At 72.8% G+C, this 20,311-nt stretch carries 18 protein-coding genes and 1 riboswitch; of the genes, 4 read left to right on the top strand and 14 right to left on the bottom strand.

What is annotated here, in order from left to right:
• The first annotated feature begins 18 nt into the window (after positions 1-18).
• From ACZ6RC_RS12430 to ACZ6RC_RS12440, 3 genes are read left to right on the top strand one after another with little or no spacing between them, the layout of a single operon-like run.
• Positions 19-834: an STM4013/SEN3800 family hydrolase gene (locus ACZ6RC_RS12430; protein WP_469582831.1), complete on the top strand. Its 816-nt coding sequence runs from the start codon at positions 19-21 to the stop codon at positions 832-834.
• Positions 831-2,171, top strand: a complete 1,341-nt coding sequence (locus ACZ6RC_RS12435; protein WP_469581631.1) for an STM4012 family radical SAM protein — start codon at positions 831-833, stop codon at positions 2,169-2,171. The genes ACZ6RC_RS12430 and ACZ6RC_RS12435 overlap by 4 nt, the downstream gene beginning before the upstream one ends.
• Positions 2,172-2,177: 6 nt before the next feature.
• The gene (locus ACZ6RC_RS12440) at positions 2,178-3,044 is read left to right on the top strand and encodes an STM4011 family radical SAM protein (protein ID WP_391135121.1); all 867 of its coding nucleotides are present in this window, start codon (positions 2,178-2,180) and stop codon (positions 3,042-3,044) included.
• On the opposite strand, the gene ACZ6RC_RS12445 is transcribed toward ACZ6RC_RS12440, so the two are convergent.
• Complete coding sequence (locus tag ACZ6RC_RS12445) at positions 3,031-3,798, bottom strand: SGNH/GDSL hydrolase family protein (RefSeq protein ID WP_391135124.1); 768 nt, start codon at positions 3,796-3,798, stop codon at positions 3,031-3,033. The genes ACZ6RC_RS12440 and ACZ6RC_RS12445 overlap by 14 nt on opposite strands.
• A gap of 201 nt (positions 3,799-3,999) precedes the next feature.
• A complete protein-coding gene (locus tag ACZ6RC_RS12450; RefSeq protein ID WP_469581634.1) occupies positions 4,000-4,959 on the bottom strand; it encodes a M23 family metallopeptidase in 960 nt (319 codons plus the stop codon).
• A 2-nt stretch (positions 4,960-4,961) separates the two neighbouring features.
• Positions 4,962-5,119: riboswitch (cyclic di-AMP (ydaO/yuaA leader) on the bottom strand.
• A gap of 391 nt (positions 5,120-5,510) precedes the next feature.
• Here ACZ6RC_RS12450 and ACZ6RC_RS12455 point away from each other — a divergent pair.
• Positions 5,511-6,332, top strand: coding sequence for a tyrosine-protein phosphatase (locus ACZ6RC_RS12455; protein WP_469581637.1), 822 nt, complete (start codon positions 5,511-5,513; stop codon positions 6,330-6,332).
• 66 nt (positions 6,333-6,398) lie between these two features.
• On the opposite strand, the gene ACZ6RC_RS12460 is transcribed toward ACZ6RC_RS12455, so the two are convergent.
• The 12 genes from ACZ6RC_RS12460 to ACZ6RC_RS12515 form a co-directional block, all read right to left on the bottom strand.
• Positions 6,399-6,554, bottom strand: a complete 156-nt coding sequence (locus ACZ6RC_RS12460) for a DUF6126 family protein (protein ID WP_391135133.1) — start codon at positions 6,552-6,554, stop codon at positions 6,399-6,401.
• A 20-nt stretch (positions 6,555-6,574) separates the two neighbouring features.
• The gene (locus tag ACZ6RC_RS12465) at positions 6,575-7,222 is read right to left on the bottom strand and encodes a helix-turn-helix domain-containing protein (RefSeq protein WP_469581640.1); all 648 of its coding nucleotides are present in this window, start codon (positions 7,220-7,222) and stop codon (positions 6,575-6,577) included.
• Positions 7,223-7,328: 106 nt separating this feature from the next.
• A complete protein-coding gene (locus tag ACZ6RC_RS12470) occupies positions 7,329-8,747 on the bottom strand; it encodes an aspartate aminotransferase family protein (RefSeq protein WP_469581643.1) in 1,419 nt (472 codons plus the stop codon).
• Complete coding sequence (gene dxs / locus ACZ6RC_RS12475; RefSeq protein WP_469581647.1) at positions 8,744-10,624, bottom strand: 1-deoxy-D-xylulose-5-phosphate synthase; 1,881 nt, start codon at positions 10,622-10,624, stop codon at positions 8,744-8,746. Before dxs ends, ACZ6RC_RS12470 begins: the two co-directional genes overlap by 4 nt.
• A gap of 67 nt (positions 10,625-10,691) precedes the next feature.
• Positions 10,692-11,714: an adenosyl-hopene transferase HpnH gene (gene hpnH, locus ACZ6RC_RS12480; protein ID WP_391135145.1), complete on the bottom strand. Its 1,023-nt coding sequence runs from the start codon at positions 11,712-11,714 to the stop codon at positions 10,692-10,694.
• 7 nt (positions 11,715-11,721) lie between these two features.
• Positions 11,722-12,375 carry a phosphorylase family protein gene (locus tag ACZ6RC_RS12485; protein ID WP_391135148.1) on the bottom strand — a complete coding sequence of 218 codons (654 nt, stop codon included), beginning with the start codon at positions 12,373-12,375 and terminating at the stop codon, positions 11,722-11,724.
• Complete coding sequence (shc, locus tag ACZ6RC_RS12490; protein WP_469581650.1) at positions 12,375-14,561, bottom strand: squalene--hopene cyclase; 2,187 nt, start codon at positions 14,559-14,561, stop codon at positions 12,375-12,377. The genes ACZ6RC_RS12485 and shc overlap by 1 nt, the downstream gene beginning before the upstream one ends.
• A gap of 108 nt (positions 14,562-14,669) precedes the next feature.
• Positions 14,670-15,770 carry a polyprenyl synthetase family protein gene (locus tag ACZ6RC_RS12495; RefSeq protein WP_391135155.1) on the bottom strand — a complete coding sequence of 367 codons (1,101 nt, stop codon included), beginning with the start codon at positions 15,768-15,770 and terminating at the stop codon, positions 14,670-14,672.
• On the bottom strand, positions 15,767-17,185 hold the full coding sequence (hpnE, locus tag ACZ6RC_RS12500) for a hydroxysqualene dehydroxylase HpnE (RefSeq protein ID WP_469581653.1): 1,419 nt from the start codon (positions 17,183-17,185) through the stop codon (positions 15,767-15,769). The genes ACZ6RC_RS12495 and hpnE overlap by 4 nt, the downstream gene beginning before the upstream one ends.
• Before the next feature lie 289 nt (positions 17,186-17,474).
• Positions 17,475-18,425, bottom strand: coding sequence for a presqualene diphosphate synthase HpnD (gene hpnD / locus ACZ6RC_RS12505; RefSeq protein ID WP_391135161.1), 951 nt, complete (start codon positions 18,423-18,425; stop codon positions 17,475-17,477).
• Positions 18,422-19,342, bottom strand: a complete 921-nt coding sequence (gene hpnC, locus ACZ6RC_RS12510; protein ID WP_391135164.1) for a squalene synthase HpnC — start codon at positions 19,340-19,342, stop codon at positions 18,422-18,424. The genes hpnD and hpnC overlap by 4 nt, the downstream gene beginning before the upstream one ends.
• Before the next feature lie 315 nt (positions 19,343-19,657).
• Entirely contained in the window at positions 19,658-20,311 is a 654-nt protein-coding gene (locus ACZ6RC_RS12515) for a TetR/AcrR family transcriptional regulator (protein WP_469581656.1), read from the bottom strand.

A 20,311-nucleotide genomic window follows, 5' to 3' on the forward strand; every position in this document is an offset into this window, starting at 1 on the left:
CAGCGGCCCGAGCCCGACATGAACGAGATCGTCGGCAGCCACGACCTCCTCCTGGTCACGCTCGACACCCTGCGCTACGACGTCGCCGCCGAACTGGCCGCCGCCGGCCGCATCCCGAACCTCGCCCGCCACCTCCCCGGCGGCCGCTGGGAGCGCCGGCACGCCCCCGGCAGCTTCACCTACGCCTCCCACCAGGCGATCTTCGCCGGCTTCCTGCCGACCCCGGACACCCAGGGCCCGCACCCCCGGCTCTTCGCCGCGCGGTTCGCGGGCAGCGAGAGCACCGCCGAGGGCACCTTCGTCCACGACACCCCCGACTTCGTCTCGGGCCTGGCCCGGAGGGGCTACCGCACCGTCTGCGTCGGCGGCGTCGGCTTCTTCAACCGGCAGGGACCGCTCGGCTCCGTGCTGCCGGACCTCTTCCAGGAGAGCCACTGGGAGCCCGAGTTCGGGGTCGCCTCCCCGACCTCCTTCGCGTCCCAGGTGACCCGGGCCGAGGAGGTCGTGGCGGATCTCCCGCCGGAGCAGCGCCTGTTCCTCTTCGTCAACGTCTCCGCGCTGCACCAGCCCAACTGGTTCCATCTCCCCGGCGCGACCCGGGAGTCCGGGGACACCCTCGCCTCGCACGCGGCGGCCCTGGAGTACGTCGACCGGCACATCGGCCGGCTCCTCGCCGCCATGAGCAGCCGCCGCCCGTGCTTCGCCATCGTCTGCTCCGACCACGGCACCGCGTACGGAGAGGACGGCTTCACCGGTCACCGTCTCGGCCACGAGGTCGTCTGGACCGTGCCGTACGCCCACTTCCTCCTGGACGGCCCGGAGGCGGTCGCGTGACCGGGGCCCCGCGTCCGTACCAGAGCTACGTCTACGCCTACCCGCACAAGACGGCGTACCGCCCGCTCCCCCACCCGGCGCCGTCCCTGGCCGACCTGTGGGCCGACCAGCCGAAGGACGCGCTCTCCCTCTACGCCCACATCCCCTTCTGCGAGGTCCGCTGCGGCTTCTGCAACCTCTTCACCCGGATCGGCGCCCCCGGCGAGCTGACCACCCGCTATCTCGACGCCCTCGACCGGCAGGCGACGGCCGTGCGCGAGGCGCTCGGTGACGCCGGGCCCGTCCGGTTCGCCACGGCCGCCTTCGGCGGCGGCACGCCGACGTTCCTGACCGCCCCCGAGCTGGAGCGGCTCTGCGACATCTCCGAGCGGCGGATGGGCGTCGACCTGCGGTCCGTCCCCCTCTCCGTCGAGACCTCCCCCGCGACCGCGACCGCCGACCGGCTCGCCGTCCTCGCCGAGCGCGGGGCGACCCGGCTCAGCATCGGGGTGCAGAGTTTCGTCGAGGCCGAGGCGCGGGCCGCCGTCCGCCCGCAGCGCCGGGAGGACGTGGAGGCGGCGCTCGGCCGCATCCGTGACGTGGGCGTCCCCGTCCTCAACATCGACCTGATCTACGGCATCGACGGCCAGACCGAGGAGTCCTGGCTGCGCTCGCTCGACGCGGCCCTCGCCTGGCGGCCGGAGGAGCTGTACCTCTACCCGCTCTACGTCCGCCCGCTCACCGGCCTCGGCCGGCTCTCCCCCGCCGACGCCGACCGCGAGTGGGACCGTCTGCGGCTGCGCCTCTACCGCCGCGGCCGGGACCATCTGCTGGCCTCGGGCTACGAGCAGGTGTCGATGCGGATGTTCCGCCGGGCCGACGCCCCGCCCCTGGGCGCGGACGACTACGCCTGCCAGACCGACGGCATGATCGGGCTCGGCTGCGGAGCCCGCTCGTACACCTCGTCGCTGCACTACTCCTTCGACTACGCCGTCGACATGCGCGAGATCCGCTCCCTCATCGACGCGTACACGGAGACCGGGCCGGAGGGATTCCGCCGGGCGCAGGTGGGCCGGTGGGTCGACGCGGGCGAGGCGCGCCGCCGCCATCTGCTCCAGTCGCTGCTCCAGGCCGAGGGGATGGACGTCCGCGGGTACGAGGACAGGTTCGGCACCTCCCCTGTCGCCGACTTCCCGGCCGAACTGCGCCGGTTCGAGGCGCTCGGCTGGCTGGACGAGGAGGCGCCGGCCGGGCTGCTCCGGCTCTCCGCCGAGGGGCTCGCCCACTCGGACGGGATCGGACCCGAGCTGTTCTCCCCCGCCGTGCGGGCGGCGATGGCCGCCTACGAGCCGAAGTAGGGCCGCGTGGACCTGACGATCCTGTACCGGGGGCCGCTGGCCTCCTGTGACTACGACTGTCCGTACTGCCCCTTCGCCAAGCGGCGCGACAGCCGGGAGCAACTCCGCGCGGACCGGGCCGCGCTGGAACGGTTCTCCGCCTGGGTGGCCGGGCAGACCGGCGACCGGCTGCGGATCCTGTTCACCCCGTGGGGCGAGGGGCTGGTCCGCTCCTGGTACCGGCGGACGCTCACCGAGCTGTCCCGGCTGCCGCATGTCGAGCGGGTCGCGATCCAGACCAACCTGAGCTGCCGCACCGACTGGCTGGCGGAGGCCGACCCCCGGACCCTCGCGCTCTGGTGCACGTACCACCCCGGCCAGACGCCCTACGACCGGTTCCTCGCCAAGTGCGGTGAGCTGGCGGCCCGGGGGACGCGGTTCAGCGTGGGGGTCGTCGGACTGCCGGAGCACCGGGAGCACGCCGTGCGGCTGCGGGCGGAGCTGCCGTCCGAGGTCTACCTCTGGATCAACGCCGCCGAGGGGTACGCCTACACCGACGAGGAGGCCGACGCCTGGACGGCGCTCGACCCCCTCTTCCCGTACAGCCGCCGTCCGCACCGCTCGGCCGGTCTCCCCTGCCGGACCGGCGAGTCGGTGATCTCCGTGGACGGCGACGGGACGGTCCGGCGCTGCCACTTCGTCAAGGCCGAGCTGGGCGGTCTCTACGACGGTTCCTACCGCGCCGCCCTGCGCCCGCGCGCCTGCCCGCTCTCCGTCTGCGACTGCCACATCGGCTACGTCCATCTGGAGTCGCTGCCGCTGTACGACGTGTTCGCGGGCGGGGTCCTGGAGCGGATCCCGGCGGCGCCGCCGGGCGGTCCTAGAGGGGCATGAGGTCGGGCCGCTTGGCCGCCACGTGGTCGCCCGAGCTCTCGCCCCGCAGCCGGCGGCCGATCCACGGCACGAGGTACTCCCTGGCCCACAGGATGTCGTCGCGGCGCAGGTCGAGCGCGCCGCGCGGGGGCAGGGGCGGCCACGGCTGGTCCGGGTCGGCCGGTACCTCGATGCCGAGGACCTGGGCGGCGCGGAGCGCGACGCGGGTGTGTCCCTCGGGCGAGAGGTGCAGCCGGTCACCGTCCCAAGCCCGCCTGTCCTGGACGGACTTGAGCGACCACAGGTCCAGGACCGGGCAGCCGTAGCGGTCGGCGATGGACCGGACGTGGGCGGTGTAGGTGGCGATCTTGCCGCGCAGATGGCGCAGCACGGGTACGTCGCGGGTGTCGAAACCGGTGGTCACCATGACCGTGCCGACGGCGGAGGTGAGGTCGGCGACGGCGCGCTCGAAGCGTTCGGCGACGGCGTCCGGGTCGCTGCCGGGCCGGATGATGTCGTTGCCGCCCGCGCAGAAGGTCACCAGGTCGGGGGCGAGCTGCTTCGCCCGCGGGACCTGCTCCGCCACGATCTGGTCGAGGAGGCGTCCGCGCACGGCCAGATTGGCGTAACGGAACGCGTCGTTCTCCGGCAGCCGGTCGGCGAGGAGGACCGCGAAACGGTCCGCCCAGCCGAGGAAGCTCCCGCCGGGGCCGGGGTCTCCCACGCCCTCGGTGAAGCTGTCTCCGATCGCCGCGTACGACCCGAATACGTCCATGTCTCTTGATCTCGAATCGTCTGCCACGGGAGCACATCTTTCCTTTACGGGTGTGACCTACGCGACCGTAAGGAGGGGTTGACGGAGGGTGAGATATGCCACCGGTCAAGATTGCGCCAAGGCGGAATACGCGAAGGGCCCGGCACGAAGGTGCCGGGCCCGGTGCGCACCCGGAGAGAAGGCGATTCCGGGTGGGGTGCGTCAGATACCGACGCCCTTCTGGCGGAGGTACTCGAGCGGGTCGATGTCCGAGCCGTAGCTCGGCCCGGTGCGCATCTCGAAGTGGAGGTGCGGGCCGCTGGAGTTGCCGGTGGAGCCCGACAGGCCGATCTCGTCGCCGCCGCTGACGGACTGGCCGGTGGAGACGGAGAGGGAGGAGAGGTGGGCGTACTGCGAGTAGGTGCCGTCCGCGTGCTGGATGACGACCTCGTTGCCGTACGAACCGCTCCAGCCGGCGGAGTGGACGGTGCCCGCGCCGACGGCCTTGACGGAGGTGCCGGAGGAGGCCATGAAGTCGACGCCGGTGTGGTAGCCGGAGGACCACATGGAGCCCGAGGCGCGGTACTGGGTGGAGATGCCGCCGCTGACGGGGGCGACCCAGCCGGAGGACGCGGCCTGGGCGGGCTGCTCCTGGGCGGGCGCCGGCTCGGTGCGCTCGGCGCTGCGGGAGCTGCGGGTCTCGGACGCGTCGGCGGAGGACTTCTCGGCCTTGGGGGCGGCCTTCGGCGCGGCCTTGGGGGCCTTGGCCTTCGGGGCGGGCGCCTCGGCCGTCGACTTCGCGCCGATGCTGAGCTTCATGCCGGGGAAGATCAGCGAGGGGTTCTCGCCGACGACCTGGCGGTTGTCCTGGTAGAGCTTCTTCCAGCCGCCGGCCAGGTGGTGCTCGGAGGCGATCTTGGACAGGTAGTCGCCCGCCACGACGGAGTACGTCGTGGGCTTCGCCTTGGCGGCGGCGGGGGCGGCCGGCGCCTTCGCGGGAGCGGCGGCCACGGCGGCGACGGCCTGCTCGGGGGTCACGGTCGGGGCGGACTTCTCGGCGGCGTGGGCTCCGGTCGCGCCGAGGAGCGGCAGGGCGACGACGGCGCCGCCCGTTCCGGCGGCGACGAATCCGCGCGTGATCGGGTTGACCTTGGGACGGCGGTGCTTACCCTTCGCGGGCATGGCGAATTCCTCTCCGTCGCCTACGAGGTGAGCTGTCGGGTTCGGGCTGGAGTTGCCCGGTCGCGATCGCTCGCGACTTCACCCCAAGCCGTTCCGGATCGACCGGATCGGCGTACTACCTGGGTCCCCCGCTCCTGCCGTACGTGGGTGGGTGCGGATTCCGGACGGTGGCAGGATTCGGCGGTCCGACCGGATTGACGGTGACCGTAGACGAGCGGGGTCGGCGTGAACAAGCCGCTCTTTTCCCCGCCCATTCGGAGGAGCGATTTACGTCCGGAATTCCGGTCACCCTCCGTGGATGCGGGACTCTCGACATCCTTTTCTCGCAGGGCGTTTGCGGAAGACGATCAGGCACGGTCCGTCACCTGTGAGACGCTGCTCACGCGTCGAAACCCATCTCCCCTGCAATCAGGGCGCGTTATCACCAAGGCCCTAATTCGGACAGAACACCCATTCCCGTCCGAGGGGTGTGCGCCCGGCTCGCCACCCGGAATGATTGCCCCTGGAACCGATCTCGTATCGTCGAAGTCCGCCAACCTTCAGGAGCACTCGTGACGCAGCAGCTGCCCCAGGTCTCGTCGACCGAACCCGAGCTGACCGGGGTCCGCAATTTCCGGGACGTGGGCGGCCTGCCGACCGAGGACGGCGGGTCGGTCCGGTTCGGACGCCTCTACCGCAGCGGCCACCTCGCCCATGCCACCGAGGACGACGCGGCCTTCCTCGCCGGCCTGGGGCTGCACACCGTCTTCGACTTCCGCAACGCGGCCGACCGGAAGGTGGAGGGCGCGGACGTCGAGCTGCCCGGCGTGCGGAACGTGAACATCCCGCTCAACGACCCGGCGGACGGCAAGGAGTTCTGGAAGCTGGTCAGCGGCGGCGAACTGGATCAGCTGCGCGAGGCGCTCGGCGACGGCAAGGCGGCCGACCGAATGTCCGATTCCTACCGGAAGATGGTGGTCGAGCGGACGGCGGAGCACAGCCGCGTCCTGCACGCGATGGCCGACGACAGCGTTCCCGCGCTGATGCACTGCGCCGCCGGGAAGGACCGGGCGGGGCTCTCCATCGCGATCTCGCTGCTCGCGGTGGGCGTCGAGCGGGAGGCGATCGAGGCGGACTACGTCAAGTCGAACGACCCGCACCGCCGCTACAAGATCCGCCGCAGCTCCACCTCGGCGGACGCCATGGCGCCCGAGGTGATGGAGCTGCTGAGCCCCCTCTTCGACGCGCGGGTGGAGTACCTCCGGGCGGCCTTCGAGACGATGGAGCAGACCTGGGGCACGGTCGAGGCGTATCTCTCGCAGGGCCTCGGGCTCTCCCCGGAGACACGGGAGCGCCTGCGCCGGAGCCTGGTGACCGGGCCCACCGAGGTCTGAGCGGCCGGGACCGGCGCGACGAGCGAGCGGGGCCGGGCCCGGAGGCCCGGCCCCGCTCCTGGTCCGCTACTGGTTCTGGCCGCCGAGCAGGAACAGCAGGTAGAGGAAGCCGGCGAAGAGGTGCCCGGCCACCAGATAGGCGAAGAGCCGCAGGACCAGGCCCTTGGGGAACTTGCCGCCCCCACGCTCCTCGCCGGTGACCGCAGTTGATTTGTCGGACATGTCGGATCCCTTCCGGGGGCTCATCGCGGGCGGGCGGTCGTGTCGCCGAGACAGGTCTCGGCCGCGGGGCTCTGCATCAGCGTGTGGACGAAGAGCAGGTCGGCGCCCCCGCGCGTGGCGGCGCCGATGCGGTGGGGCGTGAGCGAGTCGAAATGGGCGCTGTCGCCCGGGTCGAGGACGTGCACGGCGCCGCCGAGGGAGAGCCGCACCCGCCCGTCGATCACGTGCAGCCACTCCTCGCCGGGGTGGACGCGCACGATGTCGGAGCGGGTGGCGTACGGCACGTGGACGCGGAGCGCCTGCAGGGCGCGGCCGGCTCCGCCCGCCTGGTGGTAGATCCAGCCGTCGGCCTCGACCGGCTCGGACCGGCCGGCGCGGATGACCGGGTCGCGCTCGGGGGGCACCTCGCCGAGGAGCGCGGAGACCGTCGTACCGTAGATACGGGCCAGCGCGAGCAGCATCGGCAGCGAGGGCTGGCGCCGGCCGGTCTCCAGGCGCGAGAGGTGCGCCGGGGAGAGCCCGGCCCGCCGGGCCGCGACTTCCAAGGTGAGCCCGCGCCGTCGGCGCAGCCCCCGCAGCTGGGGGGCCATGTCGGGCAGCGCGCCGGCTTCGTCCGGGCCGTCCGGCGCGAGGGGGTCCGGGGACGGCTCCCCGGGGAGGTGCTCCATGCCCCCATTGCGCCAGGGTCTTTCCCCTGAGGCAAGTTTCTTGCCTCAGGGGCAAATCCGCCCCGGCCAGCAGCGCCCGACCGTGCGGGGCCGTGCCGGGCCGCCGCTAGCGCTGTGCGACGGCCTGCTTGACCAGCGTCTTGCCGAAGTCCCACATCAGTCCGCCGCCCCCGTGCGCCTCGTCCATCACCGCCGTGAAGGCGGTCATGAACCGCTCCACGTCCGTCTCGTCGATCACCAGCGGCGGAATCAGTTTGATCACTTCCATGTGATCCCCCGACACCTGGGTCAGGATGCGGTGCCGCTGGAGCAGCGGGACGACCACCATCTGGGCGAAGAGTCCCTTGCGGGCGGCCTGCAGCATGGTCCACCGGCCGCGCAGCCCGAGCGAGGAGGGACGCCCGAACTGGATCCCGATCATCAGGCCCCGGCCGCGGATCTCGTGCAGGAGTTCGTAGCGCGGGACGAGCTCCCGCAGCCGCGAGGACAGCAGCTCGCCCATCCGCCGCGCGTGCGCCACCGTCCCCTCGGACTCCATCACCGAGAGCACGGCCAGCCCTGCCGCCATGGCCTGCGCGTTCGACCCGAAACTGGCCGAGTGGACGAGCACCCGGTCCATCGAGGAGTACACCTTCTTGAAGATCCAGTCCTTGCCCAGGGTCGCCCCGACGGGGACGTACCCGCCGGAGAGCGCCTTGGCGACGCAGACCAGGTCGGGCTCGACCCCGTCCTCGTGCTGGTACGCGTAGAAATCGCCGGTCCTGCCGAGCCCGGTCTGCACCTCGTCGGCGATGAGCAGCGCCCCGTGCCGGTGCAGCAGCTCCTGGGCCGCGCGCAGGAATCCGGGCGGGGCCTCCTGGACGCCCTTGCCCTGGATGGGCTCCACGACGAAGGCGGCGACGTCCCCCGCGCGCAGCTCCCGCTCCAGCGCGTCGAGGTCGCCCAGCTCGATCGGGGTGTCGGGCAGGAGCGGGGCGAAGCCGTCGCGGAAGCTCTTCTCGCCGTTGACGGAGAGGGAGCCGGTGGTCAGGCCGTGGAAGGCGTGCGAGCAGTAGAGGATCCTCGGCCGTCCGGTGGCGTACCGCGCGAACTTCAGCGCCGTCTCCACGGCCTCCGTGCCGCTGTTGCCGAAGAAGACCCGGTCCAAGTGGGGGCTGTGGGCGAGGAGCCGTTCGGCCAGCAGTCCGGGCAGGGGCTGGCAGTCGAAGCGGGTGAGGTCGGCGAGCGAGGCGTCGAGGACGTCGTGGAGGGCCTTGCGGACGACGGGGTGGTGCCGGCCGAGGCCCATGACGCCGAAGCCGGCCAGCATGTCGAGGTAGTCGCCGCCCTCGGCGTCCCAGAAGTGGGCGCCCTCGGCCCGCTCGTACACCTTGTCGAAGCCGAGGGTGTGCAGCATGCGCGGCAGCTGGTGGTTGAGGTGCCGGGTGTGCAGCTCGTACCGCTCGGCGCCGCGGGCGGCCAGCAGCGCCCGGAGATCGAAGGCGCCCTCGGGGCGGTCCGTCGCGTGGCCCATGGCGTCGTTCATCGAGCCTTCTCCTTGTGTGCCAGGGCGGCGCTGATCCGTCCGGCGATCTCCACCGGGGTGAGCCCGAGGTCGGCGAGCACCTCGCTCCTCCTGGCGTGGGCGAGGAACTGTTCGGGGATCCCGAAGGACCGCAGGGGCACGTCGACGTCCGCGTCGCGCAGCGCCTGGCCGACGGCGGCGCCGACCCCTCCCGTACGGCTGTTGTCCTCCACGACGGCGACGAGCCGGTGCCGGGCGGCGAGCGGGGGGAGGTGGGCGTCGACCGGTGTGACCCAGCAGGGGTCGACGACGGTGCAGCGCACTCCGCGGTCGGCGAGCAGGTCGGCGGTACGGAGGCAGGTGTCGGCCATCACGCCGACGGCGACCAGCAGGACCTCCGCATCGGGCTCGTCGCGCAGCACGTCCATCCGGCCGATCCGGCCCACGGCGGGGATCGGCTCGCCCGCCGTCTCCTTGGGGAAGCGCAGCAGCGTCGGCGCGTCGTGGACGTCGACGGCCTCGCGCAGCTGGGCGCGCAGCCGGTCGGTGTCGCGCGGGGCGGCGATCCGCAGTCCGGGGACGACCTGGAGGAGGGAGAGGTCCCAGACGCCGTTGTGGGAGGCGCCGTCGGTGCCGGTGACACCGGCCCGGTCGAGGACGAAGGTGACGCCGCACTTGTGCAGGGCGACGTCCATCAGGAGTTGGTCGAAGGCGCGGTTGAGGAAGGTGGCGTAGACGGCGACGACCGGGTGGAGCCCGCCGGCGGCGAGGCCGGCCGCCGACACGGCGGCGTGCTGCTCGGCGATGCCCACGTCCCAGACCCGGTCGGGGAACCGCTCGGCGAAGCGGCTCAGGCCGACGGGCTGGAGCATGGCGGCGGTGATCGCGACGACGTCGGGCCGCTCGGCGCCGATCTCGGCGAGGGCGTCGCCGAAGACGGCGGTCCAGGACGGTCCGGCCGCCGGGGCGAGGGGTGCGCAGGTGTGCGGGTCCATGGCGCCGACGGCGTGGAAGCGGTCGGCCTCGTCCCGGAGGGCCGGCTGGTAGCCGCGGCCCTTCTCGGTGAGGCAGTGCACGAGCACCGGTCCGTGGAACCGCTTCGCGCGCCGCAGCGCGGACTCGACGGCGGCGATGTCGTGCCCGTCGACGGGGCCGAGGTACTTCAGGCCGAGGTCCTCGAAGAGGCCCTGGGGCGCGAAGGTGTCCTTGAAGCCCTTCTTGGCGCCGTGCAACGACCCGTAGAGCGGCTTGCCCACGACGGGCGTGCGCTCCAGGATGCCCTTGCCGCGGGCCAGGAAGCGTTCGTAGCCGTCGCTGGTCCGCAGGGTCGCCAGATGGTCGGCGAGGCCGCCGATGGTCGGGGCGTAGGACCGTTCGTTGTCGTTGACGACGATGATCAGCGGCCGGTCGCGGGCGGCGGCGATGTTGTTGAGCGCCTCCCAGGCCATACCGCCGGTCAGGGCGCCGTCGCCGATGACGGCGACGACGTGGTCGTCCTTGCCCCGGCGTTCGTTGGCCTTGGCGAGGCCGTCGGCCCAGCCGAGGACGGTGGAGGCGTGCGAGTTCTCGATGACATCGTGCTCGGACTCGGCGCGTGAGGGATAGCCGGAGAGTCCGCCCTTGCCGCGCAGCTTCGAGAAGTCCTGGCGGCCGGTGACGAGTTTGTGGACGTAGCTCTGGTGCCCGGTGTCCCAGAGGATGCGGTCGGCGGGCGAGTCGAAGACCCGGTGGAGGGCGAGGGTCAGCTCGACCACGCCCAGGTTGGGTCCCAGGTGACCGCCGGTCCGGGCGACCGAGTGGATCAGGAACCGCCGGATCTCCTCGGCCAGCGCGGTCAGCTCCGGACCGTCGAGCGGCCGGAGGTCGTGCGGCCCCCGGATGTTCTCCAGGATCGTCATGTGCGGCCCCCTTTCTCGCGGAGGCGGGGGCCCGCGACGGTGTCGCGGGCTCCCCGCGCCCCTCGGATCAGCCGTTGCTTCCGGAGACGGTCTCGCGGACCGCCCGGAGGGACTCCTTCAGCGAGCCCATGGTGGCGAGGACGGCGGTGGGTTCGTAGCCGCAGTGCGCCATGCAGTTGGCGCAGCGCGGGTCCTTGCCGCGGCCGTACTTCTCCCAGTCGGTGTCCTCGACCAGCTCGCGGTAGGTGGGCACGTATCCGTCGCTCATCAGATAGCAGGGTCGCTGCCAGCCGAAGAGGGAGTAGTTCGGGATCGCCCACGCGGTGCAGGGGAAATCGGCCTTGCCTTCCAGGAAGTCCAGGAAGAGCGGCGAGTGGTTGAGGCGCCAGCGGCGCCGGTTGCCGCCCGCGAAGGCCTTCCGGAAGAGCTCCCTGGTCTGTTCGACGCCGAGGAAGTGCTCCTGGTCGGGCGCCTTCTCGTAGGCGTACGCGGGCGAGATCATCATCTCGTCGACCCGGAGGTCGTCGTTGAGGTAGTTGAGCACCTCGATGATGGTCTGCGGGGTGTCGGTGTTGAAGAAGGTGGAGTTGGTGGTGACCCGGAAGCCGCGCCGCTTGGCCTCCTTGATCGCCGCCACCGCCTCGTCGAAGACGCCTTCCTTGGCGACGGACTCGTCGTGCCGCTCACGCAGCCCGTCGATGTGCACGGCGAAGGCGAAGTACGGGGAGGGGGTGAAGTTCTCCAGCTTCTTGCGCAGCAGCATGGCGTTGGTGCAGAGGAAGACGTACTTTCTCTTCGCCACCAACTGTCGGACGATCTCGTGGATCTGAGGGTGCATCAACGGTTCGCCGCCGGCGATGGAGACCATGGGCGCCCCGGACTCCAGGACCGCGCCGACCGCCTGGGCGACCGGCATGCGCTGCTTGAGCACTCCCGCCGGGTGCTGGATCTTCCCGCAGCCCTCGCACTTGAGGTTGCAGGCGTACAGCGGCTCCAGTTCGACGATCAAAGGGAACTTCTCGCGCTTGCGCAACTTCTGTTCGAAGAGATAGGTCCCGACGCGGATGGACTGACGGAGCGGCATGGCCATAACTCGTTCACCTCCTGGGGAGCAGCAAAGAACGGTGCCATTCGAAGAATGCGGGGCGGACGGCACGAAGAACCCGGAAAGCAGATATTCCTCCCCGTACCGTGCCAATTCGGACAAGTTCGTGCTCCGGAGCATCCACGACCACCCGTACGGCCGCAACCGGGCGGGGTCCGGCGGCCAGAGCGGTACGGAGCGTGGCGGCCGACTCCATGTCCACCGCGATCGCCCCGGTGTCCCGCAGCTCGGACCGCTCGGGGCCGCGCACCACGTGGTCGGAGCCGGTCAGCGGGCCGGTGTGCACCGTCCGCCCGGGCAGCGCCCGGCTCACCGCCTCGACCAGCAGCTCCGTCCCGGTGCAGCGGGTGGTGCCGTCCGGTCCCCGGGTCTCCTCGGCGACGATCAGATCGCCCGGGTGCATCCCGGCGGCGAGACCCGCGCAGAATCCGGAGGCCACGACGGCGGCGTCCCGCCAGGCCTCCTCTCCGAGCGCCCGGGACACGGTCCGCCGGGCCTGCGCGGGTCCCATGCCCGTACGGACGACGGCGAAGGGCCCCGGCGCGCCGCCCCGGCCGCCGCCGCGCAGGGCGAGCCGCTCGATGCCCAGGGCGCAGGCGATCAGCAGCGGCGGCACGGAGCCCGCGGACCGCGGCTCCTCGCCCATCAGCCCTCCCTGGAGGGGGCCGGCTCGCCGTTCACATACCGTCCGAGCGCGGTGAGCGGGAACACCTGACGGTAGAGGTGGTAGTTGATCGAGAAGTCCCACGGGAAGCCGGTACCGGTGAAGTACGGCTCGTCCCAGGAGCCGTCCGGCCGCTGGGTCTCGGCCAGCCAGGCGACACCCCGCTCCACCGCCGTGGACGCGCGCTCGCCCGCGGCCAGGAGCGCCAGCAGCGCCCAGGCCGTCTGCGACGCGGTGGAAGCGCCCTGGCCGATCCAGGCCCGTTCCTTGTACGAGCGCAGGTCCTCGCCCCAGCCGCCGTCCTCGTTCTGTACGGACTCCAGCCAGGCGACGGCCCGGCGGATCGCCGAATGGGAGGCGGGCATCCCGGCGGCGACGAGGGCCGGGACCACCGAACCGGTGCCGTAGACGTAGTTGACGCCCCAGCGGCCGAACCAGCCCCCGAACGGCTCCTGTTCGGCGAGCAGCCACTCGATCCCCCGACGGGTACGGGGGTGGCTGGCCTTGCCCTCGTAGGCGAGCATCTCCACCACATGGGCGGTGACATCGGCCGACGGCGGGTCGATGACCTCGCCGAAGTCGCAGAAGGGCAGCCGGTTGGGGAAGGCACTGGTGTTGTCGGCGTCGAACGCCGCCCAGGCGCCGTTACCGGACTGCATGCCGAGGCTCCAGCGGACGCCGCGGGCGATCGCGGACTCGATCCGGGCGGGGTCGGGGTGCCGCACCCGACGCAGCGCGAGGACGACCTCGGCGGTGTCGTCGATGTCCGGGTAGTTGTCGTTGTGGAACTCGAACGCCCAGCCGCCCGGCGGGAGTCCGGGCCTGCGCACCGCCCAGTCGCCGGGCCTGACGATCTCCTCGCCCAGCATCCAGTCGGCGGCCCTGACCAGGGCCGGGTGGTCCGCCGGCACGCCCGCGTCGGCGAGGGCGATGGTCGCCAGGCAGGTGTCCCAGACCGGCGACTGGCACGCCTCGATCATCCGCGCGCCGTCCTCGCGCCGGACCGCGAACCGGTCCAGGGAGTCGAGACCGGCGCGCATGACCGGGTGCTGGAGGTCGTAGCCGAGCAGGTGGAGGGCGATCACCGAGTAGACCGCGGGCGGCTGGATGCCTCCCCAGCAGCCGTCGTTCTCCTGGCGCTCGACGATCCAGCGGGCGGCGGCGTTCATCGCCGCCTTGCGCAGCCGGCGCGGAGCGACCCGGTGGTAGAGGTGCAGGGCCTTGTCGAGCCGCTGGAAGAGGCCGTCCCAACTGGCCGCGGGCGCCAGGGGCCTGGACGGGTTCGGCCGGGCCGGGTCGGCGTGCAGCTCGTCCAGCGGGAAGGGGGCCGGGCGGACCGGGCGCTTGGCGGAGACCACGGTGAGCGGCACGATGGTCTGCCGCGCCCAGCAGCCGAAGTCGTAAATGTTGAGCGGGAACCACTTCGGCAGGAAGATCAGCTCGGGAGGCAGCTCGGGCAGGTCCTCCCAGCGCCACCAGCCGAAGAGCGCGAGCCAGATCCGGGTGAAGACCCTGGCCGCGGCGATCCCGCCCCGCTCCCGGACCCAGGCGGCGGCGCGCGCCATGTGCGGATCGTCGGGCAGGTCCCCCGCGAGCCTCAGCGCGACGTACGCCTCGACGGTGGCGGAGAGTTCGCCGGGCCCGCCGTGGAAGGTGGCCCAGGCGCCGTCCTCGCGCTGCTCGCCCCGGATGAAGAGGCCGGCGGCCCGGGTCGTCTCCTCGTCCTGGATGCCGAGGAACTGGCGCAGGAGGAGGTCCTCGGCGTCCATGGTGACGTTGGTCTCCAGGTCACCCTTCCACCAGCCTTCGGCGTCCTGGCGGCCGAGGAGATGGGCGATGGAGCGCTCCGCGGCCCGGGCGGCGAGCCGGTCGAGGCCGCCGCCCTCCGGGGGCTCGGCGGCCCCGACGGTGAGCGGGTCCGGGCCGGGCGCCGGCTCGGTGGTCCGGACGGTGAGCCGGTCCTGGCCGGGGTCCGCGGTCCGGACGGTGAGCCGGTCCTGTCCGCCCGTGGGCTTGGCGAGCCGGTCCCGGCCGGCCGTCACGGGCTCCGCGGTCCGGACGGCCGCCTCCTGGAGGCCGGCCGTCACGGCGGTGGTGTCGGATACTTCGCTGGCCGCGGCCGCCAGGGGGCCCACGGCCCCGGCGCTTCCGTCGGTCGTCGCTGTCATGGCGTCCCCTTCGTGCAGTAGGTGTACTTCCGCTGCTTCGGGTCTGCCGTCGGCCGGCGCCGGATGGCACCGGCCGGCGACTGCGAACTCATATCAGGGTGATGGTGATCATCTCTTCCGTACGACGACGAAGTCGGCGAGCGCGGTGAGCTGCGCCCGGACCCGCTCGGGCATGTCGACCCCGTGCAGGGCGTCGATGGCGATGGCGTGCTGGCGGCGGGCCTCCTGGGAGGTCCAGTCGCGGCCGCCGGCCTCCTCGATGAGGGCGGCGCGGGTGGCGAACTCCTCCTCGGAGAAGGACTCGAACTCGTTGGACTTGGCGTCGGCGGCGAGCAGTTCGCCGAGCCGCTCGGAGGCCTCGCCGCCGGCGGCGAGGGCGGCGACGACCGGGAGGGACTTCTTGCGCTGGCGCAGGTCGCTCCAGGTCTGCTTCCCGGTGGACTCCGGGTCGCCCCAGATGCCGAGGAGGTCGTCGACGGCCTGGAAGGCGAGGCCGAGGTGGTAGCCGTACTCCTCCAGCTTGTCCGCCGTGCGGTCGTCGGCGCCGCCGAGGACCGCGCCGATGGAGACGGCGCAGGCGAGGAGCGCGCCCGTCTTGTTGCCCTCCATCTCCAGGCACTCCTCGACGGTGACCCGCTCGCGGTGCTCGTAGGAGATGTCCTGGGCCTGCCCGTCGATGAGCTTGCGGCTGGCCGTGGTGAGGCGGCGGGTGGCCCGCCCGGCCTCGACGGTGCCGATCTCGAGCAGGATCTCGTTGGCGAGCGCGAAGAGGGCGTCCCCGACGAGGATGGCCTGGGCGGGGCCGTGGACCTTCCAGACGGTGTCGCGGTGGCGGCGCTGTTCGTCGCCGTCCATCAGGTCGTCGTGCAGCAGCGAGAAGTTGTGGACGAGCTCGACGGCGACGGCGCCGGGGACGCCCACCTCGGCGGGGGCTCCGGCGGCCTCGGCCGAGAGCAGGGCGAGCGCCGGGCGGACGGCCTTGCCGCCGTCCCCGTCGGCGGGGTTGCCCCGCGCGTCGATCCAGCCGAAGTGGTAGGCGGCCACGGTGTCCATGGGCGGTGCGAGCCGGTCGACGGCCGCCCGCAGCACGGGGGTGGACAGGGTCCGCCCCCGCTCCAGCAGGGCGGTCACGTCCGCGGTGTCGACGGCCGGTTTCACCGGGGGCACAGTCGGCACGGTCTCTCCTCTTGTTCCAGTACTCACACTCATACCGCCTCCTGCAGCGGATGTTCATGGCGGCGGCCGAGGGCGCGGAGCGCGGCGTCCGCGGCGCTGAAACCGCTGCGGACGGCGCCCTCCATGGTCGCGGGCCAGCCGGTGGCGGTCCACGTGCCGGCCAGGTAGAGGCCGGGGGCGTGGGTGCGGGCGCCGGGGCGGAGCCGGCCGACGCCCGGGGTGGGGGCGAAGGTCGCCGTCCTCTCCCTGGTGACGAAGAAGTCCCTGACCCGGGCGGTGCGGGCGGCGGGGAGCAGTCGCTCCAGCTCCGGGAGGTAGCGCTCGCGCAGGACGGAGACGGGTTCGTCGATGTCGTCCTGGGCGGCGGACTGGGAGACGGCGAGGTACTGACCGCCCGGGGCCCCGTCGAGCCCGCCCCTCAGCAGGCCGGAGGACTCGGTGCGGTCGAAGACCCACTGGACCGGGGAGCCGAGGGCGGTGAAGAACGGCTGCCGGAGCACCTTGCGGTCGTAGACGACGTGCAGGTTGAGGATGGGGGCGGTGCCGATGTCGAGGAGCCGGTCGGGGTCGTCGAGAGCGCCGTCGGGCAGGAGTGCACGGGTCTCGCGCTGCGGTACGGCGAGGACGACGGCGTCCGCCTCGATCGTCTCGCCGGCCACGTCGACGCTCCAGCCGCCTTCGGCCGTACGGGTGATCCGCTCGGCCTTGGTGCGCAGGGCGGTGCGGACGCCGAGGGAGTCGAGGGCCTTGCGGGCGCGAGTGTCGTGGAGCTCGCCGAGCGGAACGTGCGCCCAGCCGATGTCGGCGGCGCCGGGCTCGGAGAGGAGGCCGGTCTTGAAGACCATGGCGGCCAGGCCCATGGAGGCGTGGGGCGCGGTGGCGTTGAGGGTGGCGACGCCGACCAGGTCCCACAGCGCCTCGATGGCGCGGGGGCTCTGGCCGTGCCGGCCGAGCCAGGTGGCGAAGTCGATGCCGTCCAGGGCCGGGTCGGCGGGGTCGAGCCGCTGGAGGGCGAGGGCGGCGCGTCCGACGCCGGCGCGTTCGGCGAGCGAGAGGTGGGGGTAGGTGGCGAGGCTCTTCGCCAGGTGCAGCGGGACGGGCAGCGCGGTGCGGCGCAGCCGTCCGAGGCGCGGGCCGCGGGGGTGGGCGACGTCGAGGACGGGGACGTCGAGCCGGTCCTGGAGGGGTGCGAGGCGGGCGCCGTCGACGCGGTCGAGGAACCAGCGGTAGGCGGTGCAGCAGCGCAGGTAGACGTGCTGGCCGTTGTCGACGGTGAGGTCGCCGCGCTGGAAGGAGAAGGCGAGTCCGCCGAGGCGTGGACGGCCTTCGAGCAGGGTGACGCGCACGCCCGCCTCGGCGAGCCGCAGTGCGGTGGTGATCCCGGCGAGGCCGCCCCCGACCACGACGGCGTGCGGCTGTCCGCCGGGGCGCGCGGTGTCGTGGGTCATGGCTTCCCCCTGAGGTCGTGTCCGAAAAGTCCCGCCTGGCCGCGCCGCCTGGCACGCTCCCCCGTAGCCCTTCGGGCACGGGAGGTGCCCCCACGCTGCGTTGGCGGGATCACCCGAGTACGCCCCGTACGAGGGCGACCCTCCGCCTTGCGAGCGCACGCACCAGACGCCGCGGGCCCTGCCCTGCGGGCAGACCGCGCTACTTTCCGGACACGGCCCAGGGCCCTCACGGGCAGGGACGCGACGGCGTGGTCCGGGGTTGCCCGGCCCGGGGTGGTGCGCGACGCCATCAGCCGCGCCTCCTGACGGTGTGCCGGGAGATGTGGCGGGTGTCGAGGCCGGAGAGGCCGCGGACGGCGACGTACGCCTTCTCGTGGCCGGGGAGTGAGACGCGGCCGCGAAGGACGGCTCCGGGGTCGCGTTCGATCCGGTCGAGCAGCCGTCGGTAGATGCCGGCCATGGCGGCGACGCAGGCGCCGCTGCGCCGGTCGAGCATGGGCAGCAGTCGGTAGCCCTCGGCGAAGAGGGCCCGGGCGCGCCGGACCTCGTAGTGGACGAGGCCGGTGAAGTCGGACCCGGCCGGCGGGGTGTCGCTGTGGAAGCCGTCGCCGCAGCCGAACTTGGCGAGGTCGTCGGCGGGCAGGTAGAGGCGGCCGTTGCCCGCGTCCTCCCGCACGTCCCGGAGGATGTTGGTGAGCTGGAGGGCGAGGCCCAGCGTGTCGGCGTACTCGGGGGCGCGTTCGGCGCCGTGCGCGCCGGGCTGGGCGCCGAAGACGCCGAGCGAGAGCCGTCCGATCGCGCCGGCGACGCACCGGCAGTAGACCTTGAGGTCGTCCCAGGTCTCGTAGGTCTCGCCGTCGACGTCCATCAGGACGCCGTCGATGAGTTCGTCGAGGCCGCCGAGCGGGATGGGGAAGCGGCGGGAGGCGTCGGCGAGGGCGACCGCGACGGGGTCGGTGTCGTCGTCGTCGACCGCTCCCGCGCGGATCCTCTCCAGCAGCGCGCGGGTGGCCTCCAGGCGTTCCCGCTTGACCTCGCCGGCGAGGGCGCCGTCGCCGATGTCGTCGACGCGCCGGGAGAAGGCGTACAGGGCCGACATGGCCTGGCGCTTCTCGGTCGGCAGCAGCCGGATCCCGTAGGCGAAGTTACGGGCCTGCTGTCCGGTGACGGCCTCGCAGTAGCTGTACGCGGCCTGTACCGGTGGGGATGTCTCCGTCTGTTCCTCCACGGTCCGGCTCACCCCTCTCTCCGCGCGCGGAGCAGGACCGCTCCCGTGTGGCGGATCAGACTCGGTTTGGTGGCCTTCGGGGGCCCCGGCAGGACGTCGAAGCCGGCGGCGGCGATCGCGTCGAGCGCGGCGTGCCCGCCGGCGGTGAACCCGGCGAGGAGGAGGCGCAGCCTGCCGTGCACGCTCGCGACCAGCGGGGCGCCGTCGTCGAGCAGCGCGCGGGCGCGCTCGGCCTCGAAGGCGAGGAGGGCGCGCACCGAGGCGCTGCCGGTGGGCCGGGCCAGGTCGTCCTCGGTGACAAGGAAACGTTTCATGTCCTCGGCGGGGAGGTAGATCCGGTCGCGGCCGAGGTCCTCGGCGACGTCCTGGAGGTGCTCGACGATCTGCAGGGCGGTGCAGACGGCGTCGGAGCGGCGGATCCGTTCGGGGGTCGCGGTGCCGGTGAGGGCGAGGACGAGACGTCCGACGGGGTTCGCGGAGAGGGCGCAGTAGGCGGCGAGGTCGTCGTACGTCTCGTAGCGGCGTACGAGCTGGTCCTGGCGGTTGGCCTCGATCAGTCCGAGGAAGGGCTCGGGGGTGAGGGCGCGGCGCCGGACGGTCGGCAGCAGCGCCCTGAGCAGGGGGTGGCGGGGCCCGCCGTCGGCGGGGTCGAACACCCGGGTGAGGTCGGCCTGGAGGGCGTCCAGCATCGCGAGCCGGTCCTCGGCCCGCTCGGGGGCGACGCCGAGGCGGCGGGCGTCGGCGCCGCCGGGGGCGAGGTCGCCGTCGCCGATGTCGTCGACGAGGCGGGCGTAGCCGTACACGGCCATGAGGTCCTCGCGCCAGGCGCGGGGCAGGAAGAAGGGGGCCACGGGGAAGTTCTCTTCCGTGGCCTTGTCGAGCGTGGAGCGCGAGGTGGCGTCGGGGCGCGCCTGCCGGGATCCCGTCACTGAGCGCTGCCCGACGCGGGGACGGCGACACTCTCGGGGAGCTGGAGATTTCGCGTCATGGCCGTCACATCTCCTGTTCTACACTGCCGATCCAATCCATCCTATTTCGGACACGCCACCGGGCCTCCCCGGAGGGAACGCCGCCTGACGGCCGGGATGCCTAGGGGGTATCGCCCCACTTGCCACGAATCAGCACCGGTACAGCTTACGTTGTACAACGCCCGTCACCACGCAGGGGTGTCGGGCACACGGGGAGAACATCCGCGGGCGCGTCAACATCGCCCGCTAGCGGGGAAGTTCACGTTCCGTTGACGTTCAGTCGGCGCGGGTTCCGGAGACGACCATGGCGAGGGTGGACTCGACCACGGCCTGACGGCGAGGCGCCGGCAGCCGCCGCAGCGGCCCGTCGAGCAGCAGGAGTGACAGTCCGTGTACGGCGGACCACGCGGCCATCTCGGTGGCGGGGCGGACCCGGTCGGGGAGCCCGCGGGTCCGGGCCAGGGCCTCCAGCGCGTCCGTCAGCAGGGTGAACGCCCGGATCTCGGGCTCGGGCTCGGACGTCTGTCCGGTGGGGGCCCAGCCGTCCGCGCAGGAGGAGCGGGGGGTGCAGAACGCGGCGCGGTAGAGGCCGGGGTGGTCGAGCGCGAAGCCGACATAGCCGCGGCCGAGGGCGGCGAGCCGCAGCTCGGCGGCGAGGGTGGGGTCGTCGGCGCCCGGGGCGCGGGCGGCGGCGCGCTCCATGGAGTCGGCGAGCGCCCGCTGGGCGTGGACCGTGACGGCCCGCAGCAGCTCGCCCCGGCCGTCGAAGTGACGGTAGGCGGCGGTGGGCGACACGCCGACCCGGCGGGCGGTCTCGCGCAGGACGACCCGCTCGGGGCCACCTTCGGTGGCGAGGTCGACGGCCGCGGAGATCAGGGCGTTGCGAAGATCACCGTGGTGGTAGGACTTTCCCCCCGAGAAGGCTGCCAT

It is taken from the genome of Streptomyces sp. NPDC048353 (assembly GCF_055587165.1).

Excerpts from the sequence above, each read along its gene's own strand:
- ACZ6RC_RS12430 (WP_469582831.1), top strand. The coding sequence starts at position 19 with ATGAACGAGATCGTCGGCAGCCACGACCTCCTCCTGGTCACGCTCGAC.
- ACZ6RC_RS12445 (WP_391135124.1), bottom strand. The coding sequence starts at position 3,798 with ATGGACGTATTCGGGTCGTACGCGGCGATCGGAGACAGCTTCACCGAG.
- ACZ6RC_RS12450 (WP_469581634.1), bottom strand. The coding sequence starts at position 4,959 with ATGCCCGCGAAGGGTAAGCACCGCCGTCCCAAGGTCAACCCGATCACG.
- ACZ6RC_RS12460 (WP_391135133.1), bottom strand. The coding sequence starts at position 6,554 with ATGTCCGACAAATCAACTGCGGTCACCGGCGAGGAGCGTGGGGGCGGC.
- ACZ6RC_RS12465 (WP_469581640.1), bottom strand. The coding sequence starts at position 7,222 with ATGGAGCACCTCCCCGGGGAGCCGTCCCCGGACCCCCTCGCGCCGGAC.
- ACZ6RC_RS12470 (WP_469581643.1), bottom strand. The coding sequence starts at position 8,747 with ATGAACGACGCCATGGGCCACGCGACGGACCGCCCCGAGGGCGCCTTC.
- dxs (WP_469581647.1), bottom strand. The coding sequence starts at position 10,624 with ATGACGATCCTGGAGAACATCCGGGGGCCGCACGACCTCCGGCCGCTC.
- hpnH (WP_391135145.1), bottom strand. The coding sequence starts at position 11,714 with ATGGCCATGCCGCTCCGTCAGTCCATCCGCGTCGGGACCTATCTCTTC.
- ACZ6RC_RS12485 (WP_391135148.1), bottom strand. The coding sequence starts at position 12,375 with ATGGGCGAGGAGCCGCGGTCCGCGGGCTCCGTGCCGCCGCTGCTGATC.
- shc (WP_469581650.1), bottom strand. The coding sequence starts at position 14,561 with ATGACAGCGACGACCGACGGAAGCGCCGGGGCCGTGGGCCCCCTGGCG.
- ACZ6RC_RS12495 (WP_391135155.1), bottom strand. The coding sequence starts at position 15,770 with ATGAGTGTGAGTACTGGAACAAGAGGAGAGACCGTGCCGACTGTGCCC.
- hpnE (WP_469581653.1), bottom strand. The coding sequence starts at position 17,185 with ATGACCCACGACACCGCGCGCCCCGGCGGACAGCCGCACGCCGTCGTG.
- ACZ6RC_RS12515 (WP_469581656.1), bottom strand. The coding sequence starts at position 20,311 with ATGGCAGCCTTCTCGGGGGGAAAGTCCTACCACCACGGTGATCTTCGC.